At 60.6% G+C, this 26,257-nt stretch carries 26 protein-coding genes; 12 read left to right on the top strand and 14 right to left on the bottom strand.

Annotated elements, in window-relative coordinates; all coding sequences use genetic code 11:
• The first annotated feature begins 34 nt into the window (after positions 1-34).
• Together ELH03_RS01585 and ELH03_RS01580 are read left to right on the top strand one after the other, a co-directional pair.
• Positions 35-1,390 (top strand): O-antigen ligase family protein, encoded by a 1,356-nt coding sequence (locus tag ELH03_RS01585; RefSeq protein ID WP_128409624.1) that lies wholly within the window; start codon positions 35-37, stop codon positions 1,388-1,390.
• Positions 1,377-2,483: an acyltransferase family protein gene (locus tag ELH03_RS01580; protein WP_128401893.1), complete on the top strand. Its 1,107-nt coding sequence runs from the start codon at positions 1,377-1,379 to the stop codon at positions 2,481-2,483. Before ELH03_RS01585 ends, ELH03_RS01580 begins: the two co-directional genes overlap by 14 nt.
• A 32-nt stretch (positions 2,484-2,515) precedes the next feature.
• On the opposite strand, the gene ELH03_RS01575 is transcribed toward ELH03_RS01580, so the two are convergent.
• Entirely contained in the window at positions 2,516-3,661 is a 1,146-nt protein-coding gene (locus ELH03_RS01575) for a right-handed parallel beta-helix repeat-containing protein (protein WP_128401894.1), read from the bottom strand.
• 74 nt (positions 3,662-3,735) lie between these two features.
• The gene (locus ELH03_RS01570) at positions 3,736-4,386 is read right to left on the bottom strand and encodes an esterase/lipase family protein (protein WP_128401895.1); all 651 of its coding nucleotides are present in this window, start codon (positions 4,384-4,386) and stop codon (positions 3,736-3,738) included.
• A 719-nt stretch (positions 4,387-5,105) separates the two neighbouring features.
• On the opposite strand from ELH03_RS01570, the gene ELH03_RS01565 reads away from it, so the two are divergent.
• The 10 genes from ELH03_RS01565 to ELH03_RS01520 all read left to right on the top strand — a co-directional run bounded on the left by ELH03_RS01565 (position 5,106) and on the right by ELH03_RS01520 (position 14,056).
• Positions 5,106-5,588, top strand: a complete 483-nt coding sequence (locus tag ELH03_RS01565) for an MSMEG_0572/Sll0783 family nitrogen starvation response protein (protein ID WP_018244765.1) — start codon at positions 5,106-5,108, stop codon at positions 5,586-5,588.
• A 74-nt stretch (positions 5,589-5,662) separates the two neighbouring features.
• On the top strand, positions 5,663-6,709 hold the full coding sequence (locus ELH03_RS01560) for a Nit6803 family nitrilase (RefSeq protein WP_128401896.1): 1,047 nt from the start codon (positions 5,663-5,665) through the stop codon (positions 6,707-6,709).
• Positions 6,636-7,754, top strand: coding sequence for an MSMEG_0568 family radical SAM protein (locus tag ELH03_RS01555; protein WP_128401897.1), 1,119 nt, complete (start codon positions 6,636-6,638; stop codon positions 7,752-7,754). Before ELH03_RS01560 ends, ELH03_RS01555 begins: the two co-directional genes overlap by 74 nt.
• The gene (locus tag ELH03_RS01550) at positions 7,751-8,293 is read left to right on the top strand and encodes an MSMEG_0567/Sll0786 family nitrogen starvation N-acetyltransferase (RefSeq protein WP_128401898.1); all 543 of its coding nucleotides are present in this window, start codon (positions 7,751-7,753) and stop codon (positions 8,291-8,293) included. Before ELH03_RS01555 ends, ELH03_RS01550 begins: the two co-directional genes overlap by 4 nt.
• 2 nt (positions 8,294-8,295) lie before the next feature.
• The gene (locus ELH03_RS01545; protein ID WP_128401899.1) at positions 8,296-9,270 is read left to right on the top strand and encodes a sll0787 family AIR synthase-like protein; all 975 of its coding nucleotides are present in this window, start codon (positions 8,296-8,298) and stop codon (positions 9,268-9,270) included.
• A complete protein-coding gene (locus ELH03_RS01540; protein WP_130765918.1) occupies positions 9,267-10,436 on the top strand; it encodes an MSMEG_0565 family glycosyltransferase in 1,170 nt (389 codons plus the stop codon). The genes ELH03_RS01545 and ELH03_RS01540 overlap by 4 nt, the downstream gene beginning before the upstream one ends.
• Positions 10,429-10,716 (top strand): MSMEG_0570 family nitrogen starvation response protein, encoded by a 288-nt coding sequence (locus tag ELH03_RS01535; RefSeq protein ID WP_128401901.1) that lies wholly within the window; start codon positions 10,429-10,431, stop codon positions 10,714-10,716. Before ELH03_RS01540 ends, ELH03_RS01535 begins: the two co-directional genes overlap by 8 nt.
• 11 nt (positions 10,717-10,727) lie before the next feature.
• Complete coding sequence (locus ELH03_RS01530) at positions 10,728-12,002, top strand: MSMEG_0569 family flavin-dependent oxidoreductase (RefSeq protein ID WP_128409625.1); 1,275 nt, start codon at positions 10,728-10,730, stop codon at positions 12,000-12,002.
• A 2-nt stretch (positions 12,003-12,004) separates the two neighbouring features.
• Positions 12,005-12,865, top strand: a complete 861-nt coding sequence (locus tag ELH03_RS01525) for a Pnap_2097 family protein (protein ID WP_128409626.1) — start codon at positions 12,005-12,007, stop codon at positions 12,863-12,865.
• Between the two features lie 171 nt (positions 12,866-13,036).
• Positions 13,037-14,056, top strand: a complete 1,020-nt coding sequence (locus ELH03_RS01520) for a LacI family DNA-binding transcriptional regulator (RefSeq protein WP_128401903.1) — start codon at positions 13,037-13,039, stop codon at positions 14,054-14,056.
• A gap of 52 nt (positions 14,057-14,108) precedes the next feature.
• Here ELH03_RS01520 and ELH03_RS01515 read toward each other — a convergent pair whose 3' ends face one another.
• The 12 genes from ELH03_RS01515 to ELH03_RS01460 form a co-directional block, all read right to left on the bottom strand.
• Positions 14,109-15,119 carry a zinc-dependent alcohol dehydrogenase family protein gene (locus ELH03_RS01515; protein ID WP_128401904.1) on the bottom strand — a complete coding sequence of 337 codons (1,011 nt, stop codon included), beginning with the start codon at positions 15,117-15,119 and terminating at the stop codon, positions 14,109-14,111.
• A 105-nt stretch (positions 15,120-15,224) separates the two neighbouring features.
• Positions 15,225-16,013, bottom strand: a complete 789-nt coding sequence (locus tag ELH03_RS01510) for an L-iditol 2-dehydrogenase (protein WP_128401905.1) — start codon at positions 16,011-16,013, stop codon at positions 15,225-15,227.
• Positions 16,014-16,145: 132 nt separating this feature from the next.
• The gene (locus tag ELH03_RS01505; RefSeq protein WP_128401906.1) at positions 16,146-17,195 is read right to left on the bottom strand and encodes a carbohydrate kinase family protein; all 1,050 of its coding nucleotides are present in this window, start codon (positions 17,193-17,195) and stop codon (positions 16,146-16,148) included.
• Positions 17,195-17,866: a D-lyxose/D-mannose family sugar isomerase gene (locus tag ELH03_RS01500; RefSeq protein ID WP_128401907.1), complete on the bottom strand. Its 672-nt coding sequence runs from the start codon at positions 17,864-17,866 to the stop codon at positions 17,195-17,197. The genes ELH03_RS01505 and ELH03_RS01500 overlap by 1 nt, the downstream gene beginning before the upstream one ends.
• Positions 17,866-19,020 carry a Gfo/Idh/MocA family protein gene (locus ELH03_RS01495; protein WP_128409627.1) on the bottom strand — a complete coding sequence of 385 codons (1,155 nt, stop codon included), beginning with the start codon at positions 19,018-19,020 and terminating at the stop codon, positions 17,866-17,868. Before ELH03_RS01495 ends, ELH03_RS01500 begins: the two co-directional genes overlap by 1 nt.
• Positions 19,021-19,042: 22 nt before the next feature.
• Entirely contained in the window at positions 19,043-19,867 is an 825-nt protein-coding gene (locus ELH03_RS01490; RefSeq protein ID WP_018072509.1) for a class I fructose-bisphosphate aldolase, read from the bottom strand.
• Between the two features lie 137 nt (positions 19,868-20,004).
• On the bottom strand, positions 20,005-20,778 hold the full coding sequence (locus tag ELH03_RS01485; protein ID WP_128401909.1) for an SDR family NAD(P)-dependent oxidoreductase: 774 nt from the start codon (positions 20,776-20,778) through the stop codon (positions 20,005-20,007).
• Between the two features lie 11 nt (positions 20,779-20,789).
• Positions 20,790-21,515 carry an SDR family oxidoreductase gene (locus tag ELH03_RS01480; RefSeq protein WP_128401910.1) on the bottom strand — a complete coding sequence of 242 codons (726 nt, stop codon included), beginning with the start codon at positions 21,513-21,515 and terminating at the stop codon, positions 20,790-20,792.
• 30 nt (positions 21,516-21,545) lie between these two features.
• Positions 21,546-22,823: a D-tagatose-bisphosphate aldolase, class II, non-catalytic subunit gene (locus ELH03_RS01475; RefSeq protein ID WP_130766699.1), complete on the bottom strand. Its 1,278-nt coding sequence runs from the start codon at positions 22,821-22,823 to the stop codon at positions 21,546-21,548.
• Positions 22,823-23,800, bottom strand: a complete 978-nt coding sequence (locus ELH03_RS01470; RefSeq protein ID WP_128401911.1) for a tagatose kinase — start codon at positions 23,798-23,800, stop codon at positions 22,823-22,825. Before ELH03_RS01470 ends, ELH03_RS01475 begins: the two co-directional genes overlap by 1 nt.
• Positions 23,801-23,830: 30 nt before the next feature.
• Entirely contained in the window at positions 23,831-25,045 is a 1,215-nt protein-coding gene (locus ELH03_RS01465) for an ROK family transcriptional regulator (protein WP_128401912.1), read from the bottom strand.
• Positions 25,046-25,107: 62 nt separating this feature from the next.
• On the bottom strand, positions 25,108-25,992 hold the full coding sequence (locus tag ELH03_RS01460) for a sugar phosphate isomerase/epimerase family protein (protein WP_112905926.1): 885 nt from the start codon (positions 25,990-25,992) through the stop codon (positions 25,108-25,110).
• Positions 25,993-26,257 lie beyond the last annotated feature (265 nt).

Here is a 26,257-nt window from a genome sequence, read left to right as displayed (position 1 = left end):
CTCAGGTGGTTACCAAAACGTAAGGCGGAATGTCATGAGCACCTCATTTGACAGCTACCAACCGATTGGCCTGCAAAGACATAGACCCAGAGCTCGCGCGCAATATCGCATTCGGCGTGAAACCTTCGTGCGGATCGTCCTCTCGGCAATATTTTATATTTCCCTCTGGAGAGCGACCGGCATGTGGTATGGGCTGCCGGCCGACTTCCAAGAGGGTGTCGGCAAAGATCCCATGCCGATGCGACTGTTGCTGATGTCGCTCGTCCCACTCATTGGGCTCTACTGCATCCTGGAGCCCAAGCGAATCTTTGAATTGATTCGCAGCGCTTCGCCGCTGGTCGGCATCGTCTGCTTATGCGTCTTTCTCTCGATTGCTTTTTCCGTCAGCGTCGGAGCCTCGCTCCGGGCCCTCGTCGCCGTCGCATTGCTGACAGCTGGACCCATTCTTTACCGGGCCCGTTATGGAGCAGTTGACACATTTGAAGCCCTGGCGAAATTTGCGATTGCAACGGCTTTCATCAATATTCTTTACACAGCAGCCTTTCCACGGTTCGCGGTGATGAGAGGCAGTTATGCCGGGATGGTGAAAGGGGCATTCTACCACAAAAACATGCTCGGCCAGTTTTCGGCAACAAACTTCATCTTGCTGCTGCCGGCCCTGCCGATGTGGCGGCTGCGCTACTATGATCTAATGCGATGGGCGGCAATGCTGCTCTACCTGGTGCTCATCGTGCTGGCGAAATCATCAACGGCGATCATCCTGCTTTCGATCGGAATAGCCGTATACTACGGAATGAGCTGGATTCAGCGCTTTCCAGGCCGCATCTTCAGATCCTTCGTCGTTCTCCTTGCATTCGCCCTGCTGGGCTTTGTCGTCTCCGTCGCGTTGATGGGTGTGGCCCAGGCGATTGCCGAGTCATTCGGGAAAGACCTTACGCTCAGCGGACGTACGAATGTTTGGGAACAGTTGCTGCCGCTGATCTTTGAGCGGCCCCTTTCAGGCTGGGGATTCGCCTTGTTCCGACAGCCCGAAATCATGGAGCAATATGTTCGCCTTACGTGGGACGCTCAATCGACACACAACACCTATATCGAACTTGCGCTGAACATGGGCATACCCGCCACCATCATCTGGACCTCGTTCGTCGTGGTGCGGCTCGTGGCGAAGATGACCTCGTCGCCCTTAAGTCAAGCGCTGGCCATCACGAAGAGGAAGGAGGTTGTCATTATCCTCCTGATCTTGATCGGCGCGTTCACCGAAGCCGGAATGATGCTGGCCCCCTTCATCCTATGGCCCCATACCGTGATCGCACTTTCGAGCCTTGGCCCGGAGTTCCTGTCCCGCTTCCGCAAACCGACCCAGGCAGGCGCGCAACATGCATCAGGCTAAAAAGATGAGTTCAAATAATCGTAGACTGGTTGGCCTCGATGGGATTCGTGGTTTGGCGGCTATTTGTGTGGCGGTGCATCATACCGAAGGGTTTGTCGGATTTGATGCAGCACCTGCTGCCTACCTCGCCGTCGACCTGTTTTTTTGCCTCAGCGGCTTCGTGATCGGCCACGCCTATGAGAAGAAACTCATCCAAGAGTCTTCGCTCTCTGCCAATGATTTCGCCATCAAGCGTCTCATCCGCTTATACCCCCTGTATCTGCTCGGTTTGTTGCTCGGCGTACTCGCCTATGCCGGTATGTCGCTCAGCAGAAATCAGCAAATGGATCCAATGCTGTTTGCCACCTCGTTGATTGCCTCGATGTTCTTCATGCCGGCGATCGGTGGAACATCACTGAAGGCGCCGAACCTGTTCCCCTTCAACGGTCCGTCATGGTCCCTATTCCTGGAGATCGTGATCAACCTGGCCTACGGCTATGCAGCAAGAATGCTGTCCAGCGGCGTGCTCGTTATCATCCTGCTTGCGTCATGGGTTTGGCTGGCAGCGCAAACGCTGGCCCATGGAAGCGCCGACCTGATCCCGCTCGACGGCGCTTTGCTCTCCGGATTTCCCCGCGTTCTCTTTTCCTTCACCCTCGGCATCTTGATGTACCGCTACCGCGCGCGGCTTTCCCCTTCAGGCATCGGAAAAGCAGCCGCAGTGACAACAATCGTCGTCGCGACTGCTCTTCTCGTCTTCCAGGCGCCAGCCGCCTTGGTTGGCATAAAGGACCTGATTGTCATCACCGCTTTATTTCCTATCGCGGTGCTTGTCCTTTACACAGCCAACTTCGATGGCGTGCTGCGACAACCGCTTCTTATTGCGGGAGAGGCGTCTTACGCGCTCTATGCAATTCATGTTCCGTTGCTGGGCTTGTTGTTGGGAGCCTGGAAAGCCACTGGCCTGGGGCAACCGCCGGCTTGGGCGATCTTTGCCATCGTTCTTCCGCTGATCGTCCTATTGGCCATTATCGTCACCCGCCTCTACGATGAACCTGTTCGCAAAGCGCTCAGCGCTGGAAAGGCCATGAGGCTTGGCTGGCGTCGATCCTGATTTAGGCGCGATCCTGGTCCCCGTTGCACCGCTTAAATCGAGAGATAGCGCTTCTGCCAAGGCAGCCTGTGTTCCTGCCAGGCGCGGGGTGTGAAGTCGTCATAGGCAGTCTCGGCGATCGCCAGCATCCAATTCTGCTCCTTGCGGGCCAGCAAGACGCATGACAATTCCATGCCAGGCTCAACCGCGATCGAGGGCCGGTTGGCGCCTGGGATATCGATCCCCTTGTCACGCCACTGGATGCGGATTTCGTCGGGCTCGGATGTCCATTCGCCGGAGGAAACGGAAGCCTTGCCGTCAGGCTTCAAGCGAAGCGGCGGCGGGGTGACATTCAGAAAGCTGCCATCGTTGCGATAGTTGCCATCGATATCACCCGCAGTCGCTTTGCCGTTTCCCTTGAGAACGATGTCTTGTTCGCACCGCAGAAATATGTTGCGCCGAAAGCTGCCGGACCACCGACGGTTGGCGAAGAACGCGATGTCACATTGGCTAATGACGTTGTCGTGGATATCGATGTCTTTGCGAAATGCCAGCTCCTGATCCGAAAACCCGCTCAGGCTGACGCCACGATTGGCGTTCTCGATCCAGTTGTCATAAATGTGATGGCCGGCGTGGTCGGCCTTGTCGCCAATGCCGTAGCCGAAGGAATAGTCATTCATCCTGCCATCGCGCATGATGTTGCTGCGCACCACGGCGTCATCCCCGATCGACGAAAAGGAGAAATTCTTGCCGCCGATGAAATTGTACTCGACCAGGTATTTCCGAGTTTTGTCGCAGACCAGCGCGCCCTTGTTCGATGCGCTCGCCGGCGACTGCAGGAAGAGGTTGCCGCGGATCACGATATCGGAGCTGATATTGTCGTCGCTGTTTTGATAGGCGAACTGGCAGCAGTCTGCTCCCTCGCCCGGGGCTGCGCCGATGCGATTATTCTCCAGCAACACGTGCGTCGTCTTCGTCAGGTAAATGCCGTCGCCGTTCACATTCTCCGTTTCACAGCGCCTGACGGTGAGATTCTTGCCATTGTGAAATTTAAAGCCTCGAGGAGAGTTCTTGACGATAACGTCTTCGATCACCGTATCGGAAAACACCTGATAGGCGACGCCGACATCGGGCGCACCATCGATGACCTGTCCGCGTGTAGACGCGCCGTGAACTTTCTTTCGCAGGATGGCGGTCATTGCATTTCCTTCGATACGGGTGCCGCGGGGAATTAAGCAGAGGGCATGTGGCGGATGTTTGAATATTTGGAAATTCAGCTTGTAAACCGCCCATCTTTCAGAAACGACAGGGCTTGGCTCCACATCGTCCTGTTGACGGGCAAGAACGTGTGGTTTGCCGGAATGACGATATGCGCTGCCGCGCCGTCAAGACGGGTGCTCTCCACCGAAACCTTCCCATCATTCGGAACCCTGAGGCCAATGATAAGCGAAGAGACCGGGTCAATGGTCCGGTTCCCTGCGATGATGCCAAGTTCGTAATCGACCGTGCCGAACAGCTCGGTCATGGCGGTTTGATCGGTAATCAACTGCTGTCCTGCCGGTCCATAGACCTTCCTGTATAGTGGCCAGCTCTTGAGGAAATCGGCAATCTGACTGCCGTTGTTCGGCGTTCCGACCATGACCACTCTCCCCAGCTTGGCTGGGCGATAGCTCTTGAGAAAAGCGCGGATGACCAGGCCACCCATCGAATAACCGACGAAATGGACCCGGCCATCGCCTGCTTTCTTCACGGCGTCGTCGATCTCCGGTCGAATGATGTCGACGAGGTCGCTGATCGAAAACCGGGTGGAGGGGTAACCGACGTTCACAACCCGATAACCGTGGCCGGACAAAAAGCTGGCGAGCTTCTCCATGCTTTTTTTCGTCCGGGCAATGCCGTGAAAAAGGAGGACAGTGTCGTTCATCAGTGTCCGCTCAACGTGCTGCTATCGATCGGGTCTATCCTGTAGCTTTCAAGGTGAACCTTGTCGATCAATGCCGGATAGCCAGGCATCCGAACAATTTCGTTGTGGCGCACATGTGCTCGAAGCCGGAGCATGCAAGACGTGAAAGCAGGGGTGCGCTTATTCTCACACCCCCACCACAAGCGCCTTGTTCTTACTTTGATACGTCTACGGCCGCCTCATCGATAAGGGCCGCGACTCCGTTGGCGGCCCTGCGAACGGTCTTACACATACATCCAACTGCATTAATTGATTGCATTCAATATAGCTAGATCTTTCCGATTGATGTCATATGTCATCTTGCCGCAAATCTTCCTTTGGATACGCGCCGCATCCATTGCCATTGCGGCCGACACCAGAAAGCGGCCGCGAGTCTAGGCAGCCCTTCCCAAGGCCCCGGCGTAAACAGGTGACAGAGGCTCGTGCTGCTCAAATATCATGGCTCCTCCCAATGATTGACGCCCAATTGGATGCATCTGATTTGGGCTTTCGTGCATTCGATTTTTGCATTCCGTCGCACAGAAAATCAGCTCTAGAATTTCATTCTGAAAATTGATAGCATAATTGACTGCATTATTGGTACATTTGACGGCTATTTGTGCATAATCAATCTGGCATAGCGCTTGCAATTGGATGGATGCTCCCCGGATGGGGATCGGATTTCAATCAAGGAGCCATCCATGCCCGCAGTGACCAAGCCAGCCAATCAAAAAGGCGACTTTCTTGTCGATTACGAGGACAAGGTTTTCGAAGACGTACAGGCCGGCGAAGGCGAAAAAGCCCTCGTCACCTTCCATACTGTGGCCTTCGAAGGATCGATCGGATTCGTCAACCTGCTGCAGGCGACGCGCCTGAAGCGGAAGGGGTTCGAGACCTCGGTCCTTCTCTATGGCCCGGGCGTCACGCTCGGCGTCCAGCGCGGTTTTCCGACGCTCGGCGCGGAGGCCTTTCCCGGCCATCTGAATTTCAACAACCAGATCGTCAAGTTCATGGAAGAAGGCGGCAAGGTCTATGCCTGCCGGTTTGCCCTTCAGGCGCTTTACGGCCATGGCGAAGGCGCGCTGATCCCCGGCATCACGCCGATCAGTCCGCTCGACGTTCTCGACCTGATCCTGATCCATCGCCGCGACGGCGCCTTCATCCTTGATACCTGGACGCTCTGAGCAGCAAGCGCCCCAAAGAATAAGGGCGGAGCCTTGGCGCTTCGCCTCCCCACCCGTCAATCGAGGATTTCGTCATGGAGAAAAAACCGAGCGTCCGGGTTGCCGCCGCGCAGATCGCGCCGGATCTGACCTCGCGCGAGAAAACATTGGCCCGCGTGCTGGATGCAATTCGTGAAGCGGCGGCCAAAGGCGCCGAGCTGATCGTCTTTCCCGAAACCTTCGTCCCCTGGTACCCCTATTTTTCTTTCGTGCTGCCGCCCGTTCTCTCCGGCAAGGAGCATGTGCGACTTTACGAGGAAGCCGTCACGGTGCCGAGTGCCGCCACCGATGCCGTCTCGGCAGCCGCCCGCGAGCATGGCATCGTCGTGGCGCTTGGCGTCAACGAGCGTGACCACGGATCGCTCTATAATGCCCAACTGCTGTTTGATGCCGATGGCACGCTCATCCTCAAGCGTCGCAAGATCACCCCGACTTTTCATGAGCGAATGATCTGGGGCCAGGGCGACGCCTCCGGCCTGAAGGTGGTCGATAGCGCCGTCGGACGGCTTGGGGCGCTGGCCTGCTGGGAGCATTACAATCCTCTGGCCCGCTACGCCCTGATGGCACAGCACGAGGACATCCATATCGCCCAGTTTCCGGGCTCGATGGTCGGGCCGATTTTTGCCGACCAGATGGAGGTCACCATCCGCCACCACGCGCTGGAAAGCGGTTGCTTCGTGATCAATGCCACAGGCTGGCTGACCGACGAGCAGATCGCCTCCATCACGTCCGACGCCGGCCTGCAGAAGGCCCTTCGCGGCGGCTGCATGACTGCGATCATCTCGCCCGAAGGCAAACACGTCGTGCCGCCGCTCACAGAAGGCGAAGGCATCCTGATCGCCGATCTCGACATGAGCCTGATCGTCAAACGCAAGCGAATGATGGATTCGGTCGGCCATTATGCCCGGCCCGAGCTGCTGCATCTTGTCATGGATGGCCGCGCCACGGTGCCGATGGTCACCACCACCCAGCCATCCCTCCCCACAGCCGAAGCAAGGACCCTTTCCGATGGAGAATACGACACGTCTGCCGACCGAGATTCTGATCAACGAATTGCAGTCCTACGGAGCCCGGCTCGTTGACCCCAAGGCCGGACATGAAAGCCGCCGCGGCGGGGCCGGACCTTCCGACCACAAGGCACTGACCATTGACGGCATGACGGTGATGGTGCCGGTTCACACCGCACCTGCGTTCGAGAGCCCCTATCTGGTGGAAAAGCCGGACGAGATGGGCCGCAGCCGTATCAGCCGGGACGGCACGGTGCTGGGCGAGGTTTCCTTTCCCCTGCGCCCGCGCTTCTACGAGCGCTCGACCGCCGACGGCATTCCCTATTCGCAGATCGCCGTTCTGCACGGCAAGGACGTGCTCGCCACGACCGTGCTGCAGACCTGCATCCGCTATCAGAGCCGCACCAAGACCTGTCAGTTCTGCGCCATCGGACAATCGCTGGCAGCCGGCCGTACCATCGCCCACAAGACGCCGGAGCAGCTCGCGGAAGTCGCCAAGGCGGCCGTCGAACTGGACAGCGTCAAACATATGGTGATGACCACCGGCACGCCGAAGGGCGACGACCGCGGTGCTGCGATCCTCGCCGACAGCGCCCGGGCCATCAAGGCGGCCGTCAATATTCCCATCCAGGCGCAATGCGAGCCGCCGGAAGACGATCTATGGTTCACCCGGATGAAAGAGGCCGGCGTCGATGCCCTGGGCATGCATCTGGAGGCCGTGACGCCGGAGGTCCGTGCCCGCATCATGCCGGGCAAGGCGCAGGTCTCGATCGGCAAATACATGGCCTCGTTCAAGGCTGCAGTGGAGGTCTTCGGGCGCGGCCAGGTCTCGACCTATATTCTGGCGGGGCTCGGCGACAGCCGTGAAGCCATTCTGGACATCTGCGAAAAGCTGGTTGCGCTCGGTGTCTATCCCTTCGTCGTGCCCTTCGTACCGATCTCCGGCACGCCGCTCGAAAGCCACCCGGCGCCGAGGCCCGACTTCATGCACTCGATCCTCGGACCCTTGTCCAGGATGCTCGTCGCCAGTGGCTTGAAGGCCGTCGACATCAAGGCCGGCTGCGGCAAATGCGGCGCCTGCTCCGCCCTTTCCACCTATGAAAGGATGCTCACCAAATGATGCTCGAAGCCTTTGCTCCCTATCGCTCGAGCGAATTCCAGGTGAAGTTCGCGACCTCCGCCTGGGAGCGCAGCCAAGCGCATGCGCTGCGCCGTGCCGTCTTCTGCGAGGAACAGCGGATCTTCGAAGGCGATGACCGCGACGCGATCGACGATCACGCCATCCCGATCGTGGCTCTCTCCATGCTCGGCATTGCCGCCGACCAGCTGGTCGGAACGGTGCGCATCCATCAGGCCGAACCCGGTCTCTGGTGGGGCTCGCGGCTGGCGGTCCATCCGGATTTCCGCAAGATCGGCGCCCTGGGGGCGACCCTGATCAAGCTCGCCGTGTCCTCCGCCAATGCGATCGGATGCCACACGTTCCTCGCCAATGTGCAGGTTCAGAACGGTCTGCTGTTCCGCAGGATGCACTGGGATGTGATCGAGGAATTCGAGGTCTACGGCAAGCCGCATCTCAGGATGAAGGCCGACCTTGCCTATTATCCGCCCTGCGCCACACCCGAGGCTGGCTTCACCGCCCTTTCCAGAAAGGCGGCGTGAGGATGGTCGCGATCGACATCAAGAGCCTGGCGGCAAAACTTTCGGCCAGCAGCGGCATCGCCGCCAAGCAGGATATCGGCACGATCGCGGCAAGGCTCGGCCTGCAGGGGCAGCAGATTGCCGTCGGCGACGATTGCGCCGCGCTGCCCGATGGCGACGGTTATCTGCTTTTTGCCATCGAAGGGTTCATGAACGAGTTCGTCGCCGCCGACCCCTGGTTCGCCGGCTGGTGCGGCGTCATGGTCAATATCTCCGACGTCGCTGCCATGGGCGGCCGGCCAATCGCCGTGGTTGATGCCGTCTGGGCCAATGGCGAGACTGGCGCGACACCCGTTCTCGAAGGAATGCGGGCGGCATCCAGCGCTTTTGGCGTGCCGATCGTCGGCGGGCACACCAATATCCGCAGCGAACGCGGCCAATTGTCGGTCGCCATTCTCGGTCGTGCCAAGACGCTGCTGACGAGCTTCGATGCAAAGCCCGGCGATGTGCTGGTTGCGACGATCGACCATCGCGGCCGTTACCGCGAACCCTTCAACAACTGGGAAGCCGCCACCGATGCCGCGCCGGCGCGCCTGCGCGGCGACCTCGAGCTGCTGCCCGAGATCGCCGAGGCGGGGCTCGCGCTGTCTGCGAAGGATATCAGCCAGGGCGGCATCATCGGCACGGCCATCATGCTGGCCGAATGTTCGCATGTCGGCATCGATATCGACGTCACCGCCATTCCCCTGCCCGCCGGTGTGAGCCTCGACCGCTGGCTCGTCACCTTTCCGAGCTTCGGCTATCTGCTCTCGGTCGCGCCGGAACAGGCGGCCGATGTCGTCACCCGCTTCACCGCGCGCGGCATCAACGCTGCGGTCATCGGCGCAGTCGTGGCTGGTGGCGAGGTCGCACTGGTCGATGGCGAGAGCCGTGCAGTGGTGCGCGATCATGCCGAAACACCCCTGCTGCAGCTCGGTCGGCAGGATGTCGCCGCATGAGCCTCCCGTCGCACCGAACCCTGCGCATTGCCATGCTGACCCATTCCACCAACCCGCGTGGCGGCGTGGTTCATGCCATGCAGCTTTCGGAAGCGCTGAGCTCGCTTGGTCATGAGGTGGTCCTGCATGCGCCCGATGCCAAGGGGGTGGGCTTCTTTCGTCAACCCTCCTGCAGCACCGCCTGCATTGCCGTGCCGCCAGCACCCGCGGACATGACGCAAATGGTCGAGCAGCGGATTGCCGATTATGTCGGTTATTTCCGGAGAACCGGAACCAATGGCTTCGACCTGTTCCACGCCCATGACGGCATTTCCGGCAATGCGCTGGCAACCCTCAAGCTGGAGGGCCTGATCCCGAATTTTGCCCGCACTGTCCACCACATTGACCAGTTCGCCGATCCGCGTCTGATGACCTTGCAAGATCGCGCGATCGACGCGGCCGATATCTTCTTCGCCGTCAGCCGCCTCTGGCAGGACAAGCTGAGAAATGATCGCGGCATTGATGCGGTGGTAGTCGGCAATGGCGTCGACACCAACCGCTTCTCGCCTGCCTGGAGCGGCGAGCAGGTCGCTCTGCGCGACAGGCTGCAGCTGGGAAGCGGGCCGATCTTCCTCAGTGTCGGCGGCATCGAGGCGCGAAAGAACACCCTTGGTATTCTCGAAGCCTTTCGTCAGGTCCGCGCCATCCGGCTGGATGCCCAGCTTGTCATTGCCGGCGGCGCCTCTCTTCTGGACCATGGCGACTATCAGGAGGAGTTCCGTTCTTGCCTCGCCTGCCTCGATCGGGACGCCGCAGCGGTGCATATCACCGGTGCGATCGCGGATGCCGATATGCCGAGCCTCTACCGGTTGGCGGATGCGCTGGTGTTCCCTTCGCTCAAGGAGGGCTTTGGCCTCGTCGTTCTGGAAGCCATGGCCAGCGGCATTCCGGTCGTGACATCCTCGATTGCGCCCTTCACCGAATATCTGGGTCCTGGCGATGCGATCTGGTGCGATCCGCGTCATCCGGTCTCCATTGCCGAAGGCATGGCGCTGGCGCTGGTCGCCCCGATCCGCGAGCAGATCATTCCCCGTGGTCTCGCGGTTGCCGCCCGCCATGGCTGGCACCAAACCGCAACGGCCCATCTTGCGCGCTATCACACGCTGCTGGAGCCCGATCATGCCTGAAATGCGGTTCGTCATTGCCTGGCCGGATGGCCGCAAGGAAACCTGTTACTCGCCCTCCCTGGTGATCAGGGACTATTTCGCCGAAGGCCAAAGCTATCCGCTGTCCGACTTTCTTGATCGCAGCCGCACGGCACTGACCATCGCCAGCGACAGGGTCAAGGCGAAATACGGCTATCCCTGCTCGCTGGCGCTCGGTCAGCTGTCGCGCATCGAACAAGCCGCCACTCCCTATCTCACCGACGCAGAGGCCGAAGTCCGCTGCGAAAGCTTCATCCTTTGAAAGGACTCATCATGACCACACCATCCCTCAAGAGCCATTACAGCGCGGTTGTCATCGGCGGCGGCCAGGCCGGGCTCTCGGCCTCTCACCATCTGAAGAGGCACGGCATTGATCACGTGGTCTTCGAGAAGAAGACCGTTGCGCATAAATGGAAGAACGAACGCTGGGACGCCTTCTGCCTGGTGACGCCGAACTGGCAATGCCAGCTTCCCGATCATCCCTATGACGGCGCGGACCCGCACGGTTTTATGGTCAAGGACGAGATACTCGCCTATGTCGATCGCTTTGTGAAAAAGGTCGAGGCGCCGGTCTTCGAGCAAACCAGCGTGACGTCGCTCGAAAAGCATGGCGACCTCTTTCGGCTCGAGACCTCGGCTGGCGCGGTGACCGCCGATGCCGTAGTGATCGCCACCAGCCTCTATGCAGATCCGGCCATTCCGCGTGCGGCCGAGCGCCTGCCCGAGGACATCATGCAGATCCACACCGCCGCCTATCGCAATGCCTACCACCTGCCGGACGGCGGCGTCATCGTGGTCGGTTCCGGCCAGTCCGGCTGCCAGATTGCAGAGGATCTGCATCTTGCCGGCCGCAAGGTGCATCTCGTCACCGGCAACGCGCCGCGTTGCGCCCGGTTCTATCGCGGTCGCGAGGTGGTCGACTGGCTTTCCGATATCGGCCAGTACGACATCACGGTCGAACATGATGGCATGACGAAGAAGAAGCACGACACCAACCATTACCTGACAGGACGCGACGGCGGACGCGATATCGATCTGCGCAAGTTCGCGCTGGAAGGCATGGCGCTATACGGCCGCATGTCCGGCGTCGCCGCCGGCCGGATGCTGTTCGAGCCGAACCTGAAGGCCAATCTCGACGGCGCCGACCGTGTCTATAACGGCATCAATGCCCTGATTGACCGGCACATCGCCGAAAAAGGCATCGATGCTCCGGCCGGATCCCCCTATGTCCCTGTCTGGGAGCCTGAGGCGGAGATTGCCGAACTCGACCTGAAGGCGGAGGGGATTACCTCCGTCATCTGGGCCACGGGATTCAGCCCGGATTGGTCCTTCGTCGGCCTGCCGATCTTCGACGGCAACGCCTATCCTGTTCATCGCCGCGGCGTCACCGCCGTCGATGGCGTCTACGTGCTGGGACTTCCCTGGCTCTGGACCTGGGGCTCGGGCCGGTTCCTCAGCGTCGGCAGGGATGCCGAACATGTGGTCGGGCATCTCGCAGCTGGACTTTCGGCACAGACATCGTCTCTCAAGCAATCGGTCAGCGCCTGATCATGAGCGCGGCCCTTCTCGATTTTCCGCCCGCAGGACCTTCGGCACGCGACCTGATGGAACGTGCTCTTGATCCGCATATACTGCTGGGCATGCCGCATCTGAATGGAAACGGGCTATCGGAGACCTGGCTGATGAAGGAACTCGGCCATCGTCACTGGCTAATGCTTGCGTGTCATCTCGGGCTCGACAATGCGGATTTCAGAACGGCGAATGGAGAAGAGGCCTATGCCGCGATCTGTGCAACGTCACTGACGGATGCACGTTTCGACATGGTGCAGGCGAACGACATTTTGACCATTCATTCGAGACTGTCCGCAGTCTCGCGAACCCGGACTTCGACCCGACACGAGTTGTCTATCCACGGACGAAGCGTCGGCGCGGTCGAACTCATCTCAACCTTCGTTCACAGAACGATCAAAGACAACAATCACTCGATAGCCCGTGTAACGTTGCCTGAGCCGCAGGGACAGCGGTTCCAGCCCAGCCTTCTCGCCCAGAATGCTGCAGACATCCGGAATGGGCGGTTAGCAACACCTTTCGGGTTTCCCGTCCCCGCCAACAAAGCGCTCCGAACCTTTCGGTTTGATCCCAGCGCCTCCCAGGAGTTCAACGGGGCGGGACTATTTTACTTTGCCGAGTATCAGGCATTGGCCGATCGCGCATTGGAAAATTGGTTTCCCCGCAAGGGGTCGCTCGTCCGAAAGGACGTCTTCTTCCTTGGAAATATCGAACAAAATGAGAGCGTTTTCTTCGACCTTATTGATTTTTCTGACGAGCAAAGAACTGTCCATGGGCAGCTACGACGCGAAAATGGGAAAGTGATCGCCAAAATATTCGGGACGTGGACGTGTCTTCGCTGAGGCATGGACGGGGGCCTGCGCTTGATGCAGCGTCCCGCTAGTGATCTAGTGGATGATGAAATGGAAGTGAACTTCAGCAGCCCGTCTCATGAATGTTCGACCACTCCTGTGCTAGCCTCCTATGCGCGTCTGAAAAGACGCGCGGCGCTGTAGAGAAAGAAATGCGAGCACGTGACGACCAGCATCAGACATATCGCTAAACTTGCAGGAACATCGGTCTCTTCGGTCTCGCGCGTGCTCAACAACAGCGGCTATGCCTCACCTGAGCTCAGGGAGCGGGTCGAGGCGGCTATCCGAACGCTGAACTACACGCCCAGCAAGGGTGCCCGTATGCTGCGCGGTGCACCAAGCCGGATGATCGGACTGATGCTGCCGTCGATTGAAGTGCCTTTCTTCGGCATCCTGGCGCATGCCATCGAACAGGAACTGTTTCAGCACGGCTATCAGACGCTGATCTGCAGCACGGCGGAAAATATGGACCATGAGGTGCGCTACATCTCCATGCTGCTTGCCCAGCGCGTCGACGGCGTCATCGTGGCGAGCGCCTTCGGCAGCACCGAGCATTTCGGAGTGCTGCGTGATGCTCACATTCCAATCATCGCCATTGACCGCGAGCTGAGCGGCATCGCCGACGACGCTGTCATGGCCGATCACGAGGAAGGTGGACGGCTGATGGCGCGCCATCTGATCGATCTCGGGCACCGGGCGATTGCCATCGTCGGCGCGCCGGCACACAGCCAGCCTATCCAGCTTCGCCTGCAAGGCATCACCGCCGAGATGGCGAAAGACGCCATCGCGCCCGCCATCGTGGCGATGGCGGAAGAGCACAGCTTTGCCGAGACCTACCGGCTGGCGCGGGAATTGCTGGCGTCTCGGCCTGATATCACCGCGATCATCGGCACGACCGACGTTTCAGCGATTGCCGCAATCCATGCCATCCAGGATCGCGGGTTTTCCGTTCCAAACGACTATTCAGTCGTGGGCTTCGATGATCTGCCGGAGGCAGCCTACGTCTTTCCAAGGCTGACAACGGTCGCACAGCCGATCCGCGACGTCGGGCAGCAGGCAGCACGGCTGCTGGAAGCGCTGATCGAGGCGCACCAAACAGGGGGCGAATCTCGGCAAGGGGCGATCGTAAAAGTGCCGGTCACGCTGATCGAGCGCGATTCCACCGGCCCCGTCCGCCGCTGAGCAGGTGGTGCGGATCAGAGAGGCCCGGCAGGTGGAGCTGGGGGCGCCCAAGCTAGGGCCGGACGATGACCTTGATCTCGCCTGGTAGTGGCGCGTTGCCCACCACGTCGGAGACCTCCTCGAGACCTATGGTTTTGGTGACCAATGCGTCCAGCTCCAACACCCCGCTCGCGACCATTGCCGCAGCGCGCGAATGGGTGAAGGGATTGAGGTAGGCCGGCCTGATATCGACTTCGTTCACGAGCAGATCGAAGGGCAAAACCGGCACTTCGACACCGGACGGCGTCACCCCAAAAAGCACGAAGGTGCCCCCGCGCCGCGCCATTTTCAGACCGGTTTGAAGCGTCTCGCTGACGCCGGCGCACTCGATGACCACGTCTGCGCCGCCTTTAGTGATCTCTCGAACGGAAGCGATTGTATCAGAAGAGACCGGGTCGAAGGCGTGCGTGGCCCCCAGGCGCAGAGCGGTTTGGCGTCTCGATTGCTGCCGCGTAATCAAAATGATCTCGCCTGCCCCAGCCAGGCGGGCCAGCTGCACCATGAGCAGGCCAATCACTCCCCCGCCAAGGATAGCGACGCTGTCGCCCGGACGGATCTTTGCCTTGTCGATGGCGTGGATACAGCAGGCCAGCGGTTCACTGAAGGCGCCGTGAACGGGATCGAGGTCGGCCGGCAGCATGATGGCTTGCGCGTGCGGCACCGCCACGTATTCTGCAAAGCCGCCATCCCGTGTCACTCCGATGGCGGTCAGGCTCTCGCACAAGTTCGGCCGCGCCTGCGCGCAAGCCCGACAGGTGCCGCAGGAGATGTTCGGGTCCACCGTTACCAGCTCACCGCCGGTAAACCTGGTCACCCCATCGCCGATCCCTTCGACGATGCCGCAGAATTCGTGGCCCAGCGTCACGGGGATCGCTGTCGGATACTCGCCCTTGTACATGTGGCGATCGGAACCACAGATGCCGGCGACTGCCACCCGGACAAGCAGCTCGCCCGGCCCGGCAACCGGCTTCTCAACGCTGCGCATGGTCAAAGACCCGATCGACTCCAAGCGTACAGCCCTCATTCCACTCCTCCAGACCTCAAGTTCGATTGCCTATCGTGCTGATGAAGCCGCCTTGCGGGATGGCGCGCCACACGGCATCGACCATCCCGGGCACGGCTCAAGCGCTCAGCTCATGACATTGCCGCCATCGACATTGTAGCACTGCGCCACGATGTATGCTGCATCCGGCCCGGCCAGGAAGGCGGCCATGGCAGCTTGTTCGTGGGGGGCGCCAAATCGTCCGGCCGGAACGGCGGCTGCCACGCGGCGCTTGACGTCACCGGGTTTCAAACCTTCCCGGCTGCCGAGCTTTGCATCGACGACGTCCCACATCGGCGTATCGACGACGCCGGGAGCGATGGCGTTGACGTTGATGCCATAACGGATCAGCTCCAGAGCGCAGCTTTGCGTAATGCTGATGACGGCCGCCTTGGAAGCGCAGTAGGCCACGGCCGGTCCTTCGCCCCGACGCCCAGCCTGGGACGAGAAGTTGATGATGCGTCCACCTTCCCCTCTCTCCACCATGTGCCGGGCAACGGCCTGCGTCATGAAGATCAGGCCTTCGATGTTGACCTGAAATACCTTAGCGGTGCGCTCGCGGGATATTTCCAGAATGGACTCGACCTCGTAAATGCCTGCGGCATTGACCAGGATGTCGATCTTGCCGGCGGTTGATATAGTGAAGCGCGCAGCTTCTTCGATGCTGTCCTGGCTGGTCACATCAAGCGCGACACCCCAGGCCTGAGGACCGATCGCTTCCGCCACCCGTGTGCATCGTTCACCGTCGAGATCCGCCACGACAACCCTGGCGCCTTCGGCGGCGAAACGTTCGCATACCGCCTTGCCGATGCCGCTCGCTCCTCCTGTGACCAATGCCACCTTGCCGGAGAGCCGCGCCGTTTCCGCATATGTCATCGCACTGCCTCCCCGGTCGCACTTAAATCGGCAAAGGTGCCGTGCGCGGCTGCCATAATGAATAGTTTCATATTTGCTCCTCCCTTGACTGAACGCTGATCGGAGCCGCTCTCCTGAGGCGGCGCCAATGGGCTAAGCGGATTGCGGGTTCGTCTCCCGAAGAAGGACGGACATGGTGGGGATGCCATCGGTGGCCGTCGCACCCGCGAGGCAATGCGCAGCCGCAGCATGGGCGACGGCGCAGATATGCTCGACCGGCCAGTTCTCATGCAGGCCGTAGAGCACGGCGGCACAGAAGGCGTCTCCTGCGCCGACGGTACTGACGATGTCATCGGGATTGACGGGTCGTGAACGCGTCATGATCGGCGAAGCGCCTGATGCAAACCAGAAGCAGATTTCCGGCGCATGGATGACCGCGCCTTTGGTGACGCCTGCGGCAAGCAGGCGCTCGCCCGCTTCCAAAAGCCCCGCCTCGATCAAATCTCCCTTCGCATCGCGAACGATAACGCCGGTTGCCCGACCCGCCTCCATCTCGTTGATGATCAGATAATCGCAGAAGGGCAGAGCGACGCCGACCTTGGCCGCAAATTCCGGGTCTTCGCTCGATACGAAATCCACGCAGGTCGTAAGCCCGACGCGGCGCGCCGCTTCCAGCAGGCGCGACGCTCCCGAACGACCATCGGGGCCAATTCGGTCGAGACCCGGCAACAGCATGAGGTAACCGAGATAGAACAGCCGATAGCCGGCCTTGGCGAAGGCCGCGGGTGAGACAAGCTCATCCGTGACGGCATCGTTGGCGCCGCCATGATAGAAGAAGGTGCGGTTCTGGCCGGGCACATTCATGACATGCGTATGCGCCGTCACCCGGTCGGCAAGCGCCGTCAGCCCACCGACATCGACGCCGGCAAGTGCAAGGCGGGCCTTGACGATTTCTCCGTCCTGATCAGCGCCGATGCATCCCGCCGCCGCTAGCTTTCCTGGAAATCCAAGCGAGGCCAGATCGGTGACGACATTGGCCGCCCCGCCCCCCACGCCCAGATCCTGGTGCAGGATATGCGCAAGGTTGCCCTGTTCGGGCCAATAGGACAGGGTGTGGACGCGATCGACGATGAAGTTTCCCGCGCAGACGATGCCGCCCTGCTTCTGACTGTCGCGATCGCAAACTTCCTCCCCGGCTCGCATCAGCTGCCCCCTTCGTTCCACAAGGGTCTGAGCGGCGGCTCGTCTTCCTCGATCGCGGCAAAGCGCCCGATCAGCTCCAGAAAGAAATTATCGCTGTTGTCGTCGTTGACCTGGCTGACCTCGCCGACAAGGACAGGTCCGCCCGCTTTCCTGCCGTAAAAGCGGTGGTAAAGCCCGGTGCGGATCGTCACGCTCTGGCCAGGCTGGAGGACCAGCGGTTCCCACGCAGCGAGCCGGCGCGGCAGCCCGTCAACCGGAACCGTCACATCATCCTTCAGCACATTGCCATCGGCATCGGTTGCGGCGAATTCGATGACGAGATCGCCGCCGGCGCGATTGATGATGTCTTCCATCTTCGCCGCATGACGATGCGTCGGCGTGACCTGCCCTTCCCCAACGAAGAGCAGCTTTTCGGCATAGGTCCGCTCACCCTTGACATCAACGATGCCATTGCGCAGGCAAAACAGCACGAGGCCGCATTCGGCGAACCGGTTCGAACCGAAATCGGTGACATCCCAACCCAGCTGATGGGCGCGCAAATAGGCTGAGGCCTCGGGATGAGCGGCAAAATCGGCCGCCGTCCAAGAGCCCCATGCCGGCAGGGACCAGTGCCAACGCTCGAGAGTCTCGGTTGCCTGCAGCAACGCGGCGTTGATCTCGGAGCGCTTCATCAGGCGGATGCCCCGTCATAGTCGACCGGCACCACGACGTCCTCGCGGCCGGATTTGAGGGCTGCCGTCAGGACGGCATGATGCGCCTGCGCTTCCGCCGGGGTCGCGCAGCCGAAACCATTGGCATTGCCGCCGGCAAGCTCATCGACGAAGGCCGCCCACATCTGCTGTATGGCGTCGGCAAACCCGAATTCGAAGATCTTGCCTGTTATGGCTGGAAACAGCGAGCCATAGCCGAGATCCTCGGTGCTCCAGGCTTGCGCACCGCCGCTATAATCCATCCACTGCCACTGGCGCGGCGACTTCGTGCTGAAGAATGCGCTTTTCTTCATGCCGAGAACCCTGATGTACCAGGTGTTGGATTCGCCGGGCGCGATACGCCAGGTTTTCAGTACCATCGGGAAATCCTGATCGCCGGTGCGCACGCGGCTGCTGATCGTGGCATTGTCCCAGGTGGTGCAGGGCAGCATGCCGCCCTTGCCGTCAGGGCGTTCGGTGACCTTTTTGACCAATTGCGCATGCAGGGTCGTCGGGTGCCAGCCGAGACGCAGCGGCACGTGCAGCACGTGCATGCCGAGATCGCCCATGCAGCCATAATCGCCATTGATCTCGGCCATGCGCTTCCAGTTGATCGGCTTCTGCCGGTCGATATCCGAAGAGTGCAGGAAACCCGCCTCGACTTCGAGGATATCCCCCATCTCGCCGCTTTTTGCGAGGGCGATGACCTTCTGTGCGCCGGGGAAAAAAGGCATTTCCGACGAGCAGCGGACCAGGAGGTCGGGATGCTCGGCGAGAACAGCCATGATCTCCCGGTTCTGCGCTGCGTCCATGCCGAAGGGCTTTTCGCCGAGAAGATGTTTTCCGGCCTTCAGGATGTCGATGTAGAATTGCTGGTGCAGCACATGCGGGACTGCGCAATAGACCGCATCGATCTCGGGATTGGCCAGAAGCTCCTTATAGTCGGCGGTGAACTGGCGAACGGTCGGCACATGATCCCTGAACCAGTCGAGCAGCGTCGCGTTGGTATCGCAGACGGCGACGATTTCCGGTCGCGCCTTCACATCGGCCAGATGCAGCCAGCGCGCCGCAGCGCTCGCGAACTCGCGCCCCATTAGACCGCAGCCGATGACGCCGAAGCGGAATATTTTCGTCATGACATGTCCTCCCAGACGCGCGTCAGCCAATATGCAGCGAGGCTTGCTCGACGGAAGCCTTGTCATGGACGATCGCCATCAAGGCCCGCGTCATGCCGCCGGGATTGTGATGCTGGATGACGTTGCGGCCATAGACGATGCCACGGGCGCCCTGCTCCATCAACTGCTTGGTGCGGATCAGGATTTCCTGATCCGAAACGCGGCCGCCGCCGCGCACGAGCACCGGCAGGCCTTGGGCGATTTCGACCACGCGATGATATTCCTCGACATTGTCGCACGGGTCGGCCTTGATGATATCAGCGCCGAGTTCGGCCGCCTGGCGCACCAGCGGCAGGATCTTGTCGATCGCGCCATCGACCATGTAGGCGCCCTTGGAATTGTCCTGCATGACGAGCGGCTCGACCATCAGCGGCATGCCGTAGATCTCGCATTCGCGCTTCAGGCTGTTCACATTGCGCACGCAGGCGCGGTAGACTTCTGGCTGGTCCGGCAGCATCAAGAGATTGACGACGACACAGGCGGCATCCAACGCAACGCCCTGCTCCACCGCCCTGTCGATCATTTCGGAAAACAGCTGAGACGGCAGGGGATTGCCATAGATGTTGGCGATGTCGGTGCGCAGCACCAATGCCGGACGATGCTTGCCGGGAATAGCCTGCAGCATGGGTGCCGTCCCCGGCGGCAGCTGAATGGCATCCGGCGCCGCTTGCGCGATCACCTCGATGGCAGTCTTCATGTTCTCGATGCCGGCGAGGAAAGTCCGTTCATTGAACATGCCGTGATCGATAGCAACGTCAAAACAATTTCCAGACACGCCGAAAAGTCGGTTCAACCGCGCGGATTTCATCAAGCTTCCTCCCAGTATGGCAACGTTTCCACATCTGGATAAACGGAGCAGGAATGCGAGTCAAGATAATGTGGTAACGTTTCCATACCGGTTTCCAGCTGTGGACGAGGCGCCGCTCGCACCTCATCCGGGAAGGACTACCAGCAGGTGAATCCTGCATCGACGTTGACGATTGCCCCGGTCATCAGGCTAGCGGCGCCCGACGCAAGGAAGAGGACGGCGCTTGCAACCTCTTCCGGCGTTCCCATCCTCGCCATCGGCGTGTCGGCGAGCCAGAGCGGAATACGCTCGCGATTGGCTTCGACGGCGACCACCATCGGTGTCTCGATATAGGTGGGCGCGACGGCATTTACCCTGATGCCGTGGTGTGCCCACTCGGCGGCCAACGAACGCGTGAGATGATGGACTGCCGCCTTGGAGACGTTATAGGCCGTCTGAGGCTGGGGCCGGTTGCAGATGTGCCCCGACATCGAGCCGAGGTTCACGATGGCGCCCCGTTTCATCGAAATCATGGGACGACCGAAGGCGCGCGAGCACCAGAAGACGCCGTTGAGATTGACGTCCATCATGCGCAGCCAATCCGCGTCGGTGAGATCCTGCGCAGGAACGCCACTCTGGCCAATTCCGGCATTGTTGACGAGGATCGTCGCCGGCCGGCCGCCATCGGCAAGCTCGCTTGCGATGGCGTCCATTCGGGCCGCGTCGGTGACGTCGCCGACCCGGACTTCGACGTCGTAGCCTCTGTCGCGCAGCGCAAGCGCTTGCTCAGCGTCGGCCTCGCTGCGTTCGATGACGACGACGGCAGCACCCGCCTCCGCCAGCGCCTCGGTGCAGCAGAGACCGATCGCACGCCCTCCGCCCGTGACCACCGCACGTTCGCCGCCGAGGCGAAATTTCTCCTGGTAACTCATGTTCGGCTCCTTCAGATGTCAAAGGCGCTTGGGAGCACCACGATGTCGCGGATGGTGACGTTGCGCGGCCGGGTCAGCATGAAGATGATCGCGTCGGCGACTTCCTTGGGCTCGATCAAAGCCCCGGCCTCCTTGGCCTTGCGAAGGTTTTCCTCCGGCCAATCCGCAAGCAAAGCGCTGATCACCGGTCCCGGAGAAACCGACCCCACACGAATACCATTTTTCAGAAGCTGGCGTCGCATCGTCTGGACGAAGCAGGTCATAGCCCACTTCGACGACGAATAGACCGGTTCCCACGGAATCGCCGAATGTCCGGCGACGGAGCTGGTGACGACAATGTCGCCGGTGCCACGTTCGATCATGTGCGGAATGACATTTCGAACGTTCTTGATGACGACATTGACGTTGAGATTGAGCATTCGATCGATGGTATCGAGGTCGGTTTCCATCAGGTCGCCGCCGATATAGGTGCCTGCATTGGCATGCAGGATGTCGAGTTTGCCGGTCTTCGACAGGACACCCTCGAGCAGTCCCGCACACTCGCCCGGATCCAGCAAGTTGATCTTGAGCGGAATAGCGCGCTCGCCAAGCCGGTCGCAAACTCTCTCAAGGGCCTTCTCATCGCGGTCCACCAGCACAACAGTTGCGCCTGCGGCGAGCATCGCCTCCGTCGAAGCGAGTCCTATTCCGGACGCAGCACCCGTGACCGCCGCAATCTTCCCATTCAATTCGTTCATCGATTTCTCCTCCTGTCTTGATCCTGATTGTCAATTTTTCCCGACGCCGCAGGCGGCGTGATAGTCCGAGAGACTCTTCGCCGCTCTCCAGATCAAAACCTGTTCCGGATCGAGTGGTGCATCTGCGAAATCCTGCGCGGCCGGCAAATGCTGCCAAAGCAATGGCAGCGGTACGGTTTGCCCTCGAAGGGCCTCGCACAGGCGCCGGACGGCATCTTGAGCTACAGCCGACGCCCAATAATAGCGGATGCGGTCAGACAGCGAATAGTGCCGCAGCCAGCGCATCTCGGCGTTCGTCCCGTGGTAGTGGTGGCTCCAATTGCCGGGCTGATCGAGCATCAGCGCTTCCATCGCCGCATAGAGCGGACGCTGGCCGTAATCGGGCAAGAGGTCCGAAGCGATCGCATCCAGCGCGTAGAGCGCCTCGCGCAGGACGAAGGTCAGCTCGGGACCGACCTTCAGAATGGGAAAGCCGTCCTCCACCAGCGCGGTCAAGGGCCGGGTCCCCTGATAATCCGTCGAGTGAGCCTCGAACACGAATTGCGGCTCCTCGGTGAGCACCGATTTCAGCGCGTCTATCTTGCTGCGATCATAAAGGATCACATTGTGATTGCCGAATTCGACGCCCGGCTGAACGACCAGCCCGATCGCCCGTTCAAACGCTTGGCCGAGTCCTGCCTCCGCAAAGATCCGGCGGTGGACTTCGATCGTCTTCAGCGCCGCTGCGGCAGCCGTCGGCTCGATCGTTGTGAGGGCATGATCAGCCCCGCCTGGCGGCGGCACTTCGGTGCCGATGACGTAAGCCGGCATTGCGCCGCCGGTCTTCTTCGCCGACGCCTCGGCGACCGCCGCAAGCCGGGCGGCGCGATGGGCGGTGGTTTCGTCGTCGAGCGCCACCGGCTCACCCTTGCAGCCCATCGAGGCATCGAGGTGAATCTTGCGGAATCCGGCGTCGACATAGGCGGCAACCATCTTCTCGGCCTCGGCCATCGCCTCTTCCGCCGGGCGGTCGCGCCAAGGATTGGGGCCGAGATGATCCCCGCCGAGAACGATGAGATTTTCGGGGCACCCCTCCTCCGCCGCGATCTTCATCACGAGAGACGCGAAGTCGCTTGGCGTCATTCCGGTGTAGCCGCCAAGGTGATTGACCTGGTTGCAGGTCGCTTCGATCAGGACGGTGCTCTCGTGTTGCCGTCCGTGTCGGAGCGCGGCGCGCAGCACGATCGGATGGGCGGAGCATACGGAGGTCACGCCTCTCGGGTGGCCTTCGATCCTCAGCCTGGCCAGTTCGTTGAGATGCACCTGCATCACGGGCGCCTTTCCGTTGAAGCGATGAACGCATCGAGTTCTTGCTGAGTGCCGGCACCTTCCATCGGACCGAGGACCGTCACGTTGCGGGCGCCAGCGGCCGAGCCGTAGGTCAGAGCTTGCTGCGGAGACATTCCGAGCCGCCGGCAGGTGAGATAGGCACCGCCGAAGCAGTCGCCGGCGCCCGTGGGGTCGACCTCTTGAACGACAAATGCCGGGGCGTCGATGCGGTCACCTTGCCTGCCGAAAAAGGTCGCGCCTTCGGCTCCGCGCTTCAGCACGATCTCCTTGACGCCCATCTCGAACAAGCGGCGGATCGCTTCTGCCTCGCCTTCGATACCTGCGGCACGCTCAAGCTCCTCTCCCGACGGCAGAAGCAGATCGGCGGCGGCAACAAGTTTGGAAAACCGCCGTTCGGTGTCCTCATCCAGCTTCAATTCCTTGCGAATATTAGGATCAACCGAGAGCGTTCCCCCGCGTGCCTTGACGATGTCGACCGCCTTGTCGATCACCGCGCGCGCACTCGGGACCGATAGCGCCGAGCCCATCACGTGAAGATGGCCGCTCCGATTGATGAGAACGCCGACCGCTTGAGACCAGCCGAAGCGCGCAGCTGCTGATGTGGCGATGTTGTAGACGAAATCCCGGGAGCCATCCTTGCGGTAGCGGACAAAGGCGCTTCCCGTGGGATAGTCCGGATCGATCGAGATCGTCGAAACATCGACGCCGTCGCGTTTGAGGCGATCGGTATTGACACGACCGAAATCGTCATCGCCGACGGCGCCGACCATCGCGGCCTTGCCGCCCAGCCGGCCGCACTGCGAGATGAAGATCGCCGGCGCCCCGCTCGCAAACGGACCGACGAGCGGCTGGGCTTCGAGAAACCCGTCTCCCACCGTCGTGGCGACGATCTCGACGAGGATCTCCCCTACGCAAACCGTGGGACCAAGCTGGTCCGGAGCCAGTACTGAAGTCATTTGCAATCCTGCTTTCGATAGTTCTTGTCGTCAACTCGTCGCCGATTGGACCGGCGCACCGTCCTCGCTGCCGAACTCCTCGCTCTCCAAGGACAGAAAGCGCTGGTGCAACATGCATGCCGCTCCGAAGGCGGAACCGAACTCCGCATCATCGTCCACGACGATCTCAGGCGTGGGGAAAGGTATATTCTGGCCCTCCGACATGTGGACCGCCACGCGGGCGGCGACCATCGGGTAGAGGGATGCGACGGAGCCACCCAGCACGATCCTGTCCGGGTCGAGCAGCCGACAGGCCTGCAGCAATGCATATGCGAGATGGCGCGACCAGCTTTCGGCGATATTGACTGCGGCCGGGACACGGTCACGAACGCCGCCGAGGAATTCCTGCAGATCAGCGTGCTTACGGCCAACAGCCTCGCGATACTGCCTGATGAGCACCTCGCGGCCGATCAGTTGTTCAAACTTCTGACCGCCGCTTCCCGGCACCAGGGTGTGGCCGATTTCCCCCGCCAGACCGTGGCCGCCACGGAATAGCTTGCCATCGATCATGATGCCGCCGCCGACGCCCGTTTCCATCAGCAGGAACAGGGTGACGCCTGCGGCACCGTGACGATAGCTGTCACCGATCGCGAAAGCATTGGCGTCGTTTTCAACCGCGATCGGCACGGCTGCCGGGAAGGCGGATCGCCCAATCTCCTTCAACGACACGTCTCGCCAGCCGATGATGGGTGCGAGGGTGACAATTCCGTCCGGCCGGATGTGGGCCGGCGCCGATATGCCGAGACCCTTGCATCGTCCGATCATCCCTTTCGCCATCGCACTGACAATCAGCTCAACGCCCTGCGCCACGGCCTCCTCCACCGTCGAAGACGGTGTGTCAAACGCTATTTTCCGACATGCCCGGACGTCGGCGGAGAGATCGACAACTGCAGCCGATATATGCTCAACGCCAATCTCGATTCCAACGAAGAATGCGGCATCGGGGACCAGTTCGAGCATGATGCCTGGACGACCGGCACGGGAATGCTCCAAGCGCTGCTTGCCGCTCTCGTCCGACTCCTGCACGAACCCGCCTTCCGTCAGTTCGGCGACGATCTCTCCCGAGGATGAGCGATTCATCCCGAGCTTCCGGGCCAGGTCGGCCCGGCTGAGGCTTCGGTGGGCGTAGATCGTCTGCAAGGCGGCGACGATATTGTTCTGTCGGATCCTGCGCGGCGAACTTCCGATGGAGACGGTGTCGTTCATATTTCAATTCCCTTCAGTCGGCCCAACCCTTACACCACTGGAACAGGCTGTCAGAAGGATAATTAGGGCCGCGCGTTTGTGGCGCGGCGACGCTTGGCCTCGTCATATTTCAGCTCGATGTAGCGCTTCGCGTGCGCGGCAAGCGGATCATTATCCTCCCAGGTGTCGCGCCAGATCGCGCAGGCGAGCGACAGGCCTTCGTCGACAACCGTCGTCGAGAAGCTCTCGAACACGACGTCGCGCTTGTAGTCGATGTCGAGCAGGGCGTCGAAGATCAGATCGAAGTTGATGACGCCGTCGCCAAGATAGCCGCGATTGCTCTCGCCGATGTGGAAGTAGCCGATCTTGTCGCCGGCCAGACGGATCGCGGCGGCCGGATTGGCTTCCTCGATGTTCATATGGAACGTGTCGAGGTGGAGACGAACATGCTCCGATCCGGTCTCGGCGATGAACTTCAGCCCCTGCGCCGCGGTATTCAGCAGGTTTGTCTCGAACCGGTTGACAACCTCCAGCACGAGGTCGACGTTCGCCTGCCTGGCGACTTCGCCGGTCGCGGCGATCGCAGCGACGCTGTTGTCCCAGCCCTTCTTCGTCGGCTGGCGATTGTACTTGGTGTGCGCGGAATAGAGAATCCCGCCGAGCTTGTTGCCGCCGATATCACGGACCGCACGAACGGCGTCGGCCAGTGTTTGCTTGCCAGCGGATACCGCAGACATATCCTCGCTCGATACGTCCTTGTCGAGCGGCAGACCCATCGTCACGCCAATCTCGACGTCAAGCGACTGCGCAAGCTTTGCCAGTCGATCGAGGTTGAATTTCTCGGGGCGCAGATAGGCAAATTCGATGGTGCGATATCCGTGTTCAGCCGTCTTGTTGAGGGCCATCTCCAGCCCTTCCTGCGTTTGGCCGCCTGTCCATACAAATGAATGGATACCCAATCGACGCATAGCCTTTCCTCCAAAAAATGCCTTTGGCTGCGCACAGTGCTATGCCATTTAGTTTGGCAAGACAACAAATAATTTTGGTTGAAATTTTTTTGCTGCTTTGCAAAATTACCTTGCGATGCAATATTTTAGGCTTCTCACCATTGCATTCCACTCTCTGCCGGAAATTAGTTTCTGCAAAAATCAATGGGATAGATCGATGATTTGCATGTTTAGACAACAAATGTTGCGCTGGCAGTTTTTTTGGCCTACACAATGCACCGGCGAA

It is taken from the genome of Rhizobium beringeri (genome assembly GCF_004306515.1).
GTDB classification, from domain to species: Bacteria; Pseudomonadota; Alphaproteobacteria; order Rhizobiales; family Rhizobiaceae; genus Rhizobium; species Rhizobium beringeri.
Note: the sequence above shows the minus strand (reverse complement) of the source record. Positions and strands in the feature narration are given on the sequence as shown.

Bases quoted from the DNA above. Each gene is read 5' to 3' on its own strand.
- ELH03_RS01585 (WP_128409624.1), top strand. From the start codon at position 35: ATGAGCACCTCATTTGACAGCTACCAACCGATTGGCCTGCAAAGACAT.
- ELH03_RS01580 (WP_128401893.1), top strand. From the start codon at position 1,377: ATGCATCAGGCTAAAAAGATGAGTTCAAATAATCGTAGACTGGTTGGC.
- ELH03_RS01575 (WP_128401894.1), bottom strand. From the start codon at position 3,661: ATGACCGCCATCCTGCGAAAGAAAGTTCACGGCGCGTCTACACGCGGA.
- ELH03_RS01570 (WP_128401895.1), bottom strand. From the start codon at position 4,386: ATGAACGACACTGTCCTCCTTTTTCACGGCATTGCCCGGACGAAAAAA.
- ELH03_RS01565 (WP_018244765.1), top strand. From the start codon at position 5,106: ATGCCCGCAGTGACCAAGCCAGCCAATCAAAAAGGCGACTTTCTTGTC.
- ELH03_RS01560 (WP_128401896.1), top strand. From the start codon at position 5,663: ATGGAGAAAAAACCGAGCGTCCGGGTTGCCGCCGCGCAGATCGCGCCG.
- ELH03_RS01555 (WP_128401897.1), top strand. From the start codon at position 6,636: ATGGAGAATACGACACGTCTGCCGACCGAGATTCTGATCAACGAATTG.
- ELH03_RS01550 (WP_128401898.1), top strand. From the start codon at position 7,751: ATGATGCTCGAAGCCTTTGCTCCCTATCGCTCGAGCGAATTCCAGGTG.
- ELH03_RS01545 (WP_128401899.1), top strand. From the start codon at position 8,296: ATGGTCGCGATCGACATCAAGAGCCTGGCGGCAAAACTTTCGGCCAGC.
- ELH03_RS01540 (WP_130765918.1), top strand. From the start codon at position 9,267: ATGAGCCTCCCGTCGCACCGAACCCTGCGCATTGCCATGCTGACCCAT.
- ELH03_RS01535 (WP_128401901.1), top strand. From the start codon at position 10,429: ATGCCTGAAATGCGGTTCGTCATTGCCTGGCCGGATGGCCGCAAGGAA.
- ELH03_RS01530 (WP_128409625.1), top strand. From the start codon at position 10,728: ATGACCACACCATCCCTCAAGAGCCATTACAGCGCGGTTGTCATCGGC.
- ELH03_RS01525 (WP_128409626.1), top strand. From the start codon at position 12,005: ATGAGCGCGGCCCTTCTCGATTTTCCGCCCGCAGGACCTTCGGCACGC.
- ELH03_RS01515 (WP_128401904.1), bottom strand. From the start codon at position 15,119: ATGAGGGCTGTACGCTTGGAGTCGATCGGGTCTTTGACCATGCGCAGC.
- ELH03_RS01510 (WP_128401905.1), bottom strand. From the start codon at position 16,013: ATGACATATGCGGAAACGGCGCGGCTCTCCGGCAAGGTGGCATTGGTC.
- ELH03_RS01505 (WP_128401906.1), bottom strand. From the start codon at position 17,195: ATGCGAGCCGGGGAGGAAGTTTGCGATCGCGACAGTCAGAAGCAGGGC.
- ELH03_RS01500 (WP_128401907.1), bottom strand. From the start codon at position 17,866: ATGAAGCGCTCCGAGATCAACGCCGCGTTGCTGCAGGCAACCGAGACT.
- ELH03_RS01495 (WP_128409627.1), bottom strand. From the start codon at position 19,020: ATGACGAAAATATTCCGCTTCGGCGTCATCGGCTGCGGTCTAATGGGG.
- ELH03_RS01490 (WP_018072509.1), bottom strand. From the start codon at position 19,867: ATGAAATCCGCGCGGTTGAACCGACTTTTCGGCGTGTCTGGAAATTGT.
- ELH03_RS01485 (WP_128401909.1), bottom strand. From the start codon at position 20,778: ATGAGTTACCAGGAGAAATTTCGCCTCGGCGGCGAACGTGCGGTGGTC.
- ELH03_RS01480 (WP_128401910.1), bottom strand. From the start codon at position 21,515: ATGAACGAATTGAATGGGAAGATTGCGGCGGTCACGGGTGCTGCGTCC.
- ELH03_RS01475 (WP_130766699.1), bottom strand. From the start codon at position 22,823: ATGCAGGTGCATCTCAACGAACTGGCCAGGCTGAGGATCGAAGGCCAC.
- ELH03_RS01470 (WP_128401911.1), bottom strand. From the start codon at position 23,800: ATGACTTCAGTACTGGCTCCGGACCAGCTTGGTCCCACGGTTTGCGTA.
- ELH03_RS01465 (WP_128401912.1), bottom strand. From the start codon at position 25,045: ATGAACGACACCGTCTCCATCGGAAGTTCGCCGCGCAGGATCCGACAG.
- ELH03_RS01460 (WP_112905926.1), bottom strand. From the start codon at position 25,992: ATGCGTCGATTGGGTATCCATTCATTTGTATGGACAGGCGGCCAAACG.